We start from the raw sequence: 9,573 nt of genomic DNA on the forward strand, positions 1-9,573 counted from the left end.
GTAAATGATGTAACTTTGGATAAAAACATAGTAGAATTTAATGTAACTCCAACTGTAGAGAGCTACTCACAAGAGGTAAATAAAATTGTAATCTCGAAAATCGGTGCTTGAAGAAAGGTAATTTATAACCCTTGGCCTTGCCTAAAAATCTGTTATTTTAACCTAGAGCACTTGTACTTCTCCTATTTCCACTTGACTTGCTATGCTGCACTGAGTGACTTGAGTTGATACTAGCGCCCTGATTTTCTGCATAACCTTCTCTACAGGAATTTGACGAAGAGTTTACTATATCGCCATACTCTAAATCTTTTACTGCTTCCAATGCTGCTTCCTCAATTTTTTCAGATAAGCTAACTCTTTCAGAAGACTGACAAAGCTCTCTAGATCGTTCAAAATACCCTTGTTTTATAGCTTGATTAACTGATAAACCTCCTAATAAGCAATTTTCCCCTATTTCTTCGTTACAGCTTTTCAATTTCTCTAACTTTTCTTGATCTCTTACTTCTATCCCTATGAGATTTTCATCCTCCTCATCAAGATATAATTCAACTTCTAACTCCCCCAAGCTGGTGTAGAAAGTTAACACTATACCGTCACTACCTGCAATGTCAGTGTAATTTCTGCTTTTTTCTTCAAATTCAACTATTACTTTACTTTCTCCTATCTCCAACTCGCAGACTTCTAATTCTAGATTTTCCACCTCCAATTCATTTGTAATTTTTACAACCTCAACAATACTACCTTGTGGATACTTTATATGAGAATATATATTATCTATGCTTATTTCTAACTCATCTTGAATTTGTTTGTTTTTGTTCACAATGCTTTCATACGCAGCACTTTTTAGCTGATCCATAATGTATTTACATTCACCAAAAAGACATTTATCAAACTCTTTCTCTTCATCTTCATGAAACCCTTTACTACGAGGATTTATAAATCCCATAGTTGCATGTGATATCCTATCGTTATAGAAAAAATCTCGCTGCACTTTCCCGCCTTTTAATAGTAAATTTTTAACAATATCTTGTATAATACTCACACTTTCTTCATCTGTTGCTAGATCTTCACTATAATAAATAAATTTGCCAGAGGTTACTTCTGTAACCTCTTCAAGAACATCTAGCACTCTCCTAAGTATTAAATTCACTACAGTTGTTCCATTGTCGCCACAATATGAGTTCAACTTTATTCCCTTTTTAAGATAATTATTTACTACACATCTAATTTCTTCTAGAGCACCCCTTACCCAAATTTCTTCAGACTTTTGTGTAATTTCTTTTATTAGAACACCCCTTAGAGTATTACCTTCTCCATACTTTTGTGTAACTTCTTCTATTAGAGCATACTTTAAAGCATTCTTTGTCCAATCTTTTCCATACTTTCTTATAATTTCTTCTATTAGAGCATCCTTTGTCCAATCTTTTCCATACTTTCTTGCAATTTCTTCTATTAGATCATCCTCTGTCCAATCTTTTCCATACTTTCTTATAATTTCTTCTATTAGATCATCCTTTGTCCAATCTTCTCCAGACCTTTGTATAATTTCTTCTATTAGATCATCCTCTGTCCAATCTTTTCCATACTTTCTTGCAATTTCTTCTATTAGATCATCCTTTATCCAATCTTCTCCATACTTTTGTATAATTTCTTCCATTAGAACATCCTCTGTCCAATCTTTTCCATACTTTCTTGCAATTTCTTCTATTAGATTATCCTTTGTCCAATCTTTTCCAGACTTTTGTATAACTTTTTCTATTAGATCATCCTTTAGAGCATTCTTTGTCCAATCTTCTCCATACTTTCTTATAATTTCTTCTATTAGATCATCCTTTGTCCAATCTTTTTTATACTTTTGTGTAATTTCTTCTTTAATTTCCTTATACTTTTGCTTACTTTTCTCCTGTCTATTTTCCATTTCCTTATAAAACTCTTCAACCAATAAACTCTCTTCATCAGTCAAAGGGTTATCTGAATCATAGCTTGAGTTCGAGTCTTCCCCTGAGTTTAAATTGCTTAGAGCAGTATTTGGCTGTGAATCCCGATACTCTGAAGAATAATAACTTTTTGAGCTAGTTTGTTCTGCGTATTCCACACATCGCTTGTTTTTTACCTCACTACTCATAGCATGTACCTCATCTTTGATGTTTATTGTAACATGCAAGCGAAAATTAACAAGAAAAACATCCTGTCTACCAGCTTAATAGTTTCATCTACCCATTTCTGGTCCGTATAAGTTCTCCACGTTCACATTGTTCATGTTGCCATTGGGTTCTGCAGCTTGCAATAGAGCTTGGCTGTTATTAAGGTTAGCAAAATGCAAAGCAACATTTCCATTATTATCCTGTATACTAGTGTCTGCTCCGTTATCTAGTAGAACTTTTAGTGCATCTAAATGCAAAGGAGTCATCCCACTTAGATCCTGTGGTATCAGATAGAAGTGCAACTATACAGCTGTAATTCCCTAGAGCAGCATGATGTACAGGACTCCACTCACCATCGCTCTCACTAATAGTTGCATAATTGTTATTATTATCTTCCGCACCAAAAAACTCATCATCATGCTGTTCTTCAGTAGCTAATCCACCAAATGGCTTTTTTGCACAAACCTGCTTACTCTCTAAGATATATTCTAACACCATATTCCCTCAATCTATAAATATATTATGCACAATAATTAGCATGAATAAAAGCTAATGCAAGCATAACTTTTCTAATTTTCGTGTTTTTTAGAGAGTTGTGTTCTCCTACTGTAACTTCATATGACTTTGAGCCTGCTATCTTCTTAATTAGCTATGCAACAAGGCTGTTTCCGGACAACTTCGAAAATGTTAGGGCAAACTGCCATATACATTTTACCAGTACAATCTATTATACACTTAATTTGATATGTAAATTCTCAATAACCCTCATCTGCCAGGAAGATCATCTGCAGAACTGTGTCCTAAGTTGTCCCTTATACGAAGAACATCCTTAACTGATATAAGAGTATCTGGCCTCTGCGCACGATCATTCCATATAGCGTACGATAAAACTACTGTGTCTCCATCGGTAATACGCTTATATCCTCTACATTGCAAATAACTATTTAACTGATTATTTGCCTCTTGTTTTTTATCCTGTAGTTCGCCCGTGCCAGCAAACTTTAACTCTATCCCAATTGGATGAACACCACCTCCACTTTCTACAGACCGTAACAACACCAAATCTATCTTCTCTCCTCCTCCCAACTGGAATTCTATAATTACCCTAGCAGGATTATTACAAGTATAAAACAATCCGTGCAACACAGAATGAAACCCAACCTCTTGGGCGTTATTTCTATTCACTACCCACTTTAACGGAAATAGCACATTAGAAATTGCTTGAAATAATCCCTTGTGCCTATTCACATCTTGCCAACCGGTATTCATCATGACATTTGCAGTGTTGTGTACATTACTACCACCACCTACTGGTAAAAGCTCACCTTGAAAAGACTGATTGCCCTTATGCTGTAGATAATCGGCAGGTGATTGAAATTGTGTCACATTAACGGCTAAACCAAGATCATCCTCAGCTCTTCTACTTGGATTCAATGTGCACACCACTTCATATACTCTAGCATCTGGCCAACGTGACAAGTCTAGGCCTTGTAGGGGAAATTGGTGAGCTAACGCGTGACGAATATCAAGCACAAAAACTCCTTCTTCTCCTGCCCATAACGCTCGTAAAACCATAGTTAAGGCACGATCCCCAACATTTACTTGTGCTACTCCTCCATGTCGACCTCGCATCCTATCATCATCATGGTATTGAAACAAGTACTTATCTACATATACCTCACTTCCATCTTCCAACTCAATTCTTCTTTTTGCAAACGCAGCACTTGCAAAAGTAAATCTAGTTGTGTAGGAAAATACTCTGCTGTTAGTACCTCTAGTGTCAGGCACAGCAGGCACACCAAAAGATGGATATAGTAAATAGTTTCTAACACTCTCTTGAATTTCGGCCATAGATCCATTAAACAGCCTTTCTACTAAAGAAGATTCTCTTTCCAAAAAGCTTTGAGTACTAAGCTGTAAACGTTCGTTGTTATCTAAATCAAAATTTAATCCTACACAAACAGCATCATCCGATGAGGTGTGGATGGATATAGATGAAACAGGACATCTTGTAACGTAATTTTCAGCCTGTGCCAACGCTCGATCAGCACATCTGTCTCTTGTTTGCCCTGCCTTGAGTTCAATTATAATAGGAACAGAATCTATCAATCGTTGTACACCACGTACAAGAAAAGTAATATCTGTATATCCACCCCCCACAAATAACTCAAGGTAAATACCAGCTGTATGACGATACCTAAAATTCATCAAAAATCCTGACAGAAAACCATGATAGTCTGACTCCTTGCCATTGAAATCTAGTACCTGATTGTACCTATTGTAGAGATTAATTATGTACTGCAAAACATCATCAATAGTATCAACAACATCATCTGCATTATTACTTGCCAGATCTCCTAATAGACCTGACAGGAAACCTTGTTGTATACCAAAGGTCCTGGTGATCTCTTCAAAACCACCATCGCATGGAGATGCTGAATTTCCAGTAAATGCATTTCCCTCACGAATTTTTACACATCTTATTTCTTCCTCTTCTCCTTGATTTTCTGCCCATGCAAATGTTTTATACTCTTCCCATGCAAACCGCCTAGCCCGTAATGCAACATTCTGCTGTTGTAAATTATTCTCTATCCACAATTTCTCTTGCTGACTAAATCTTGAACCAAAACTATTTTGTCTATCGGCAATAGTAAAACATCTTACAATTCTGTAACCTCTTCTATCTCTGTCATTAGTTAATACAGCAACCTTTAAATTTCCTTTTCTAGGTCTACCTGGATCATTGTCAAAACGAAAATAAATTTTTTCATTATCTGCAACATCAGAATCAAACGCAGTAGCAAACATACCAAAAAAGAATGCAGGGAAAAAGCGACCCTTACCAACCGAGTGCAAGAAAGATGGACATTGATCCAAGAAAGACTCAAACCTTTCTGTAAACTCCCGACAATTTCCATCTAACAAATTTCTAATGAATCCGATATTTTCACCATTGTTATGCATAAAACACCTCTACTTACTATGACCAGACGAACCACTAATACCAGGGGCTTCTAACATGGACTGCGGATCACCAAAGCCACTGTGGGGAATAGGTACCTTATCTAACTCAGAAAACAATCCTTCTGCCAGCTTACCATAATCAACACCACTCTTCATACCAGTTCTACCAACTGTTTTTAGGTTGCTAATTAAATAATTTTTAAAACTCACAAAATCCTCCTGTGTACAATACTTTTTTGCAAACTGTAAAATCTCTAACACCTCGTCTTTTTTTCCAGTATCACCTGAAGCACGACCGCGCTCCCAATCTACAATTAATCCGGCAAGCATGCGTTTGATTGGGACTCTACCATTCGAAAAAACAGCAGCCTTTTTATGCTCATTAAAGCGATTGCACCTCCAAATATCCATAGTAATTGATCTAGCTTGGGCACTTAACTCAGGATTTTCCAATATCACATTTGAAAACGAGGAAAGGAGGAGTCCATAATCATGATGTGAAAGTATTTTGTCTGCAGGTACTGAAACTTCTTCATAGCACCAGCGCTTCATTATATCTTGAACTGTATCAAGAAAACTCCAACGTATCAAACCATTAAGAAGTGAATATACTCCTTGATCTTTTTCTAACAACTTAAGCAACAGCTCATGTTTTGCTGGATCATCCATTTTATACAGGCAAAAATCTAAAACGGTAGCACGATTGTAGTTACATTGAACAGTGGACAAGGTAATAACCGCATTAATAATTTCCTCTTCTCTTTCTTGCTCGTTTAAGCGGTTATAGAAATATTCCACTCCCTCGCTCCATTTAAGATCTACAGCTTCTCGGAATCCATCTATATCACTGTATTCTTTTAATTTTAATTCTTCAGATTCTCTATCAATCCAAAAACTAGATACAGGATCATAATTTTCCATAGAGTCTAACAGATCACTTCTTATATACTTATCGTTGCTGGCCGCAGGTCCACCATCATCATCTACTGCATCAGGAGAAAACCTGCTCTTGTGAAGGTCGAACTTTTCCTGAAAAAGGTCTTTAATTTTTTCTTTCACGCAATATCTACATGCCATTTTATATCTAGAAAACGGATTTTCTATCCCATTTATGCTTTCTTCAGTTAGCCTTTGTCCTAGGCTAGTGTTATTCAACTTTGCACCCGACCAACAACTCTCATCGCGAAACATGTTGTATAAGAATTGTAGCTTATCACCTTCGAGAGATTTCACTTGCCTAATATAGGTCTTCACCCATCTTTCAATAGCTAAACGCCTTTCAGCAGCAATTTGGGAATCTGTATGTTCAATAACACTTTGTAACTTATTAAGTACTGCAGCATGACGTTCTGTTATTCTTGGCATTGCACTCTCCATATAAAAATATTTATGGGATTATGTAAAAGTTAGAATTAAATAACAACCTAAAATTACTGAGGATAAAAAAAACTTCATGGAAAACATTTTCTATATTGAACAGATATAAAAATTCTATTGGAATTTACAGGAAATACCATACTCCTCAGCGTCATAAAAATTTTAAATGTTTACTTTGTTTAAAAAGAAAATAGATCGTATATTTGTGAGAACAAGCCAAGTAAAAATAGGGTTGTGAAAATGGAATTTTGAAATCTTTGCAACAAAATTAGGCAAAACAGTTCGTACGTAGATTTAGTGAAAGTGAGCCAATATAGCTGATTTTAGCGTATAGTAAAATTATTATAAATAAAAGTTCGAATGTATCACGTGGTAGACCATTCCATCCCAAAACGAAAGATTCTCACCGCCCTTGGTTTTGAGCGCTGGAAATGGTTGTATTATTTAAGTTATTAATGAAATATATTGCTAGATTAATATTAGTTTATTTTAGAATTAAGGTAGATTTATAAAAAACAGAATTTAAAAAAGACCTTATATTAAGCCTATTAAGAGCCTTTTTTAAAAATTACTTCAGATTAAAAAATTTTTTCAAATTAGGGGTTGACAAAATTTAGAGATAGGATATCTTGCCTAAAATGGTATTAGACTACTATGGTGTATGCTTAAGTGTACTAGTTTCCATGTTTTTCCATTCATAGAGGGGTGATTATGCTGCGTTCAGATATTCCAAAAGTTTTATTTTCGTCTATTAAAGAGGATGATCCCTATAGAACATCTAAGCTTTTTCAAATTGAACGCTGGTGCTATGCAAATTGGGATTTGCACAAAAGGGGTGGTAAAAAGAGGCACAATTTTCTTGCACAAGTACTATCCAGTGAAGATTGTTGGAAGAAAGTAGATAATTTACATGGGGTTAAGCTTGATAGATACATGGTAGGTAAAAAGTTGATAATGCCAGGTAGTCCCTTTAGTAATCCTAGTTATGACATTGCCTGTCGGTGTTGCTTAGAAGAAGATATTATTGCTTTATTTGAAGAAAGAAAAAAAAGGTTATCAGCTCAAGGTAAGAGTAGTCTATTGGAGTATGGGCACTTAGTTAGGTGTTGCGGATCTGATCTTTTAGTACAGTTTTGGTCACATTTTGTTAGCGGTCACATTTCTAAACTAAATTTAAATGGTCGTCATCCGTATGAGTATGGTCTTAACTGTGCTATGAGTTTGAAACAAGCAGAGGCAGTAGAGTTCTTTTGGAATAAAATAAAATCATTACCTGAAAGTGAGATGAGCGAACAGAAAAAGGATGAAATCTTCATGAAGACAGCGGTATATGCAGCAGGTAGTCGTTGTAATAGTTATCCTGAAATATTCGAATTTTGTTTTAGTCAAATAAATCCTGGTAAATATCCAGAACTTCTAAAAAGAGACTTAGCTGAAAATGGTTATTATGGTAGCTTAAACACGCTACAGGGTGCACTTCGCTTCGATCAATTCCAAAAATTGTTTGACTTCTTAAGTCCAAATTCTGTCTCAGAAGATGATTATAATATCTGGTTAGATATGGAGATCAAGAAACATTCAGAACCTTATGTGAATGAAATTGTAAAACTTTTTATGCATATGTGGATGAAGGAAGGGTTTGACAGTCATCGTGCTTTAGTGATAAGAGAAGAACTAGAGGATAAATCCCCTCTTTTTCGCACAGTTTTGTTAACACCTTTAGTGGAAAAGGATTATATGGAGCCAGTATGGGCCATATTAGATATAGCTAATTGTGATCAAATCAAGAAATTTATGGATTCTAGACAAGCGGAGTATATACGATCTGTATTAGAGAAAAGAGATGTTGATTCATTAAATAAATTTCTAGCGTATGGAAAGTCTGTAACTGAAGAACTTGATAGAGGTGATTTAAGTACCGGCTTAACTAAGGTTAAATTAAGCAAAGCATGTGAGCAATTAGGGTTGGGTAATTAAGAGGTATTTATAAGGCAATTCTATAAAACAGGTGGTGGTTTCTTGTTACTACTTTAGCTTCTGTCAAAAAGGTGTTGCATTATAATACAAATGTTGTATACGCAAGTTAGCATGTAGATAAGGACAGCTTATATTGTTGATATCTCTGATAGTAAATAGTGAGTTTAGCATAATATAATGAAGGGGGCTTTATGTTTAAGACACAATATCCAACAGATCATCTAAAAAAAGAAGGCGTTAATTTAAAGATTACCGAATTATCGGATGAAATACAATATCAAGCTAAAGAATTTCCCCAGTTCAAGCGTTATCGGAGGTCTGATTCCGAAAGTGAAAGTAGATTTAAAAGAATCGATGTTCCAGGAGACGGTAGTTGCTTATTTTGGTCTGTTACTATGGCTTACTTAATACCTGCCAGAGACGACGGTGCTCTATTTCGGCAAAGGTATGAAGCTTTGTTTGGAAGTGAAGAAGCTGTAACTCAAAACTTAGATCATATTAGGAGTTTGGTCCGGAATTTAAGTACTGCCAATTATGATGATACATTTGCAAACTTAGTGAGAAACGTGTTTCGCAACCGAGTAGTTGATCATATAAGTTCTCATGAGAACGAGTTTAGAGGTTTTGTTACAGGCAGTTTTGAGAATTATTTAGAAAACATGAGGAAACCCAATACTTGGGGAGGCGAGCATGAAATAAGAGCAATGAGCGAGATGCTTAGCGCAAGGATTAGTGTTTCTGGTGCAACTAGAAGTCAATATGACAACGGGAATATTCAAATACAGTTATTTCATGTTGGCGCACCAGGTAAACGAAATCATTATAACTTTGGTCTTGAGGGAGGTATTGTCGATAATGATGTAGAGCTTGCGAAAGGTTTAAAAAAAGTCATGGGTAAAGGAAAGCCACAAGATTTTGAATTAATACAGTTATTAATAGAGGAAGCAGGTAAAGAAGTCGGTATAAGCCGGCAAGATGAAGACTTTAAGTCTTTTGAACCGAGATTTCAGTCATTTGTGGATCAGATTCCATCTTATTTACACTCTGTAGGAAAAGCAGGATTTTTTACACACTTCTTCTTAGGGAGCTTTTCTACTTTGCTGGACACAGA

At 35.6% G+C, this 9,573-nt stretch carries 7 protein-coding genes; 2 read left to right on the top strand and 5 right to left on the bottom strand.

Features of this window, described 5'->3' with window-relative positions; genetic code table 11:
• Window positions 1–157 precede the first annotated feature (157 nt).
• From Wcon_RS07065 to Wcon_RS07085, 5 genes are all read right to left on the bottom strand, one after another.
• Window positions 158–2,125: a hypothetical protein gene (locus Wcon_RS07065; protein WP_114517657.1), complete on the bottom strand. Its 1,968-nt coding sequence runs from the start codon at window positions 2,123–2,125 to the stop codon at window positions 158–160.
• Window positions 2,126–2,209: 84 nt separating this feature from the next.
• A complete protein-coding gene (locus Wcon_RS13075) occupies window positions 2,210–2,410 on the bottom strand; it encodes an ankyrin repeat domain-containing protein (protein ID WP_410543460.1) in 201 nt (66 codons plus the stop codon).
• The gene (locus tag Wcon_RS07075; protein WP_147269166.1) at window positions 2,367–2,639 is read right to left on the bottom strand and encodes a hypothetical protein; all 273 of its coding nucleotides are present in this window, start codon (window positions 2,637–2,639) and stop codon (window positions 2,367–2,369) included. The genes Wcon_RS13075 and Wcon_RS07075 overlap by 44 nt, the downstream gene beginning before the upstream one ends.
• Before the next feature lie 270 nt (window positions 2,640–2,909).
• On the bottom strand, window positions 2,910–5,108 hold the full coding sequence (locus Wcon_RS07080; protein ID WP_114517660.1) for a hypothetical protein: 2,199 nt from the start codon (window positions 5,106–5,108) through the stop codon (window positions 2,910–2,912).
• A 9-nt stretch (window positions 5,109–5,117) separates the two neighbouring features.
• On the bottom strand, window positions 5,118–6,473 hold the full coding sequence (locus Wcon_RS07085; protein WP_114517661.1) for a hypothetical protein: 1,356 nt from the start codon (window positions 6,471–6,473) through the stop codon (window positions 5,118–5,120).
• 723 nt (window positions 6,474–7,196) lie between these two features.
• On the opposite strand from Wcon_RS07085, the gene Wcon_RS07095 reads away from it, so the two are divergent.
• Both Wcon_RS07095 and Wcon_RS07100 read left to right on the top strand, forming a co-directional pair.
• Window positions 7,197–8,462, top strand: a complete 1,266-nt coding sequence (locus Wcon_RS07095) for a hypothetical protein (protein ID WP_114517707.1) — start codon at window positions 7,197–7,199, stop codon at window positions 8,460–8,462.
• Window positions 8,463–8,653: 191 nt separating this feature from the next.
• Window positions 8,654–9,573 (top strand): OTU domain-containing protein (locus tag Wcon_RS07100; protein ID WP_147269169.1); only part of this gene is annotated, 920 nt, incomplete at its 3' end.

This window comes from Wolbachia endosymbiont of Cylisticus convexus (genome assembly GCF_003344345.1).

Excerpts from the sequence above, each read along its gene's own strand:
- Wcon_RS07065 (WP_114517657.1), bottom strand. The coding sequence starts at position 2,125 with ATGAGTAGTGAGGTAAAAAACAAGCGATGTGTGGAATACGCAGAACAA.
- Wcon_RS13075 (WP_410543460.1), bottom strand. The coding sequence starts at position 2,410 with ATGACTCCTTTGCATTTAGATGCACTAAAAGTTCTACTAGATAACGGA.
- Wcon_RS07080 (WP_114517660.1), bottom strand. The coding sequence starts at position 5,108 with ATGCATAACAATGGTGAAAATATCGGATTCATTAGAAATTTGTTAGAT.
- Wcon_RS07085 (WP_114517661.1), bottom strand. The coding sequence starts at position 6,473 with ATGCCAAGAATAACAGAACGTCATGCTGCAGTACTTAATAAGTTACAA.
- Wcon_RS07095 (WP_114517707.1), top strand. The coding sequence starts at position 7,197 with ATGCTGCGTTCAGATATTCCAAAAGTTTTATTTTCGTCTATTAAAGAG.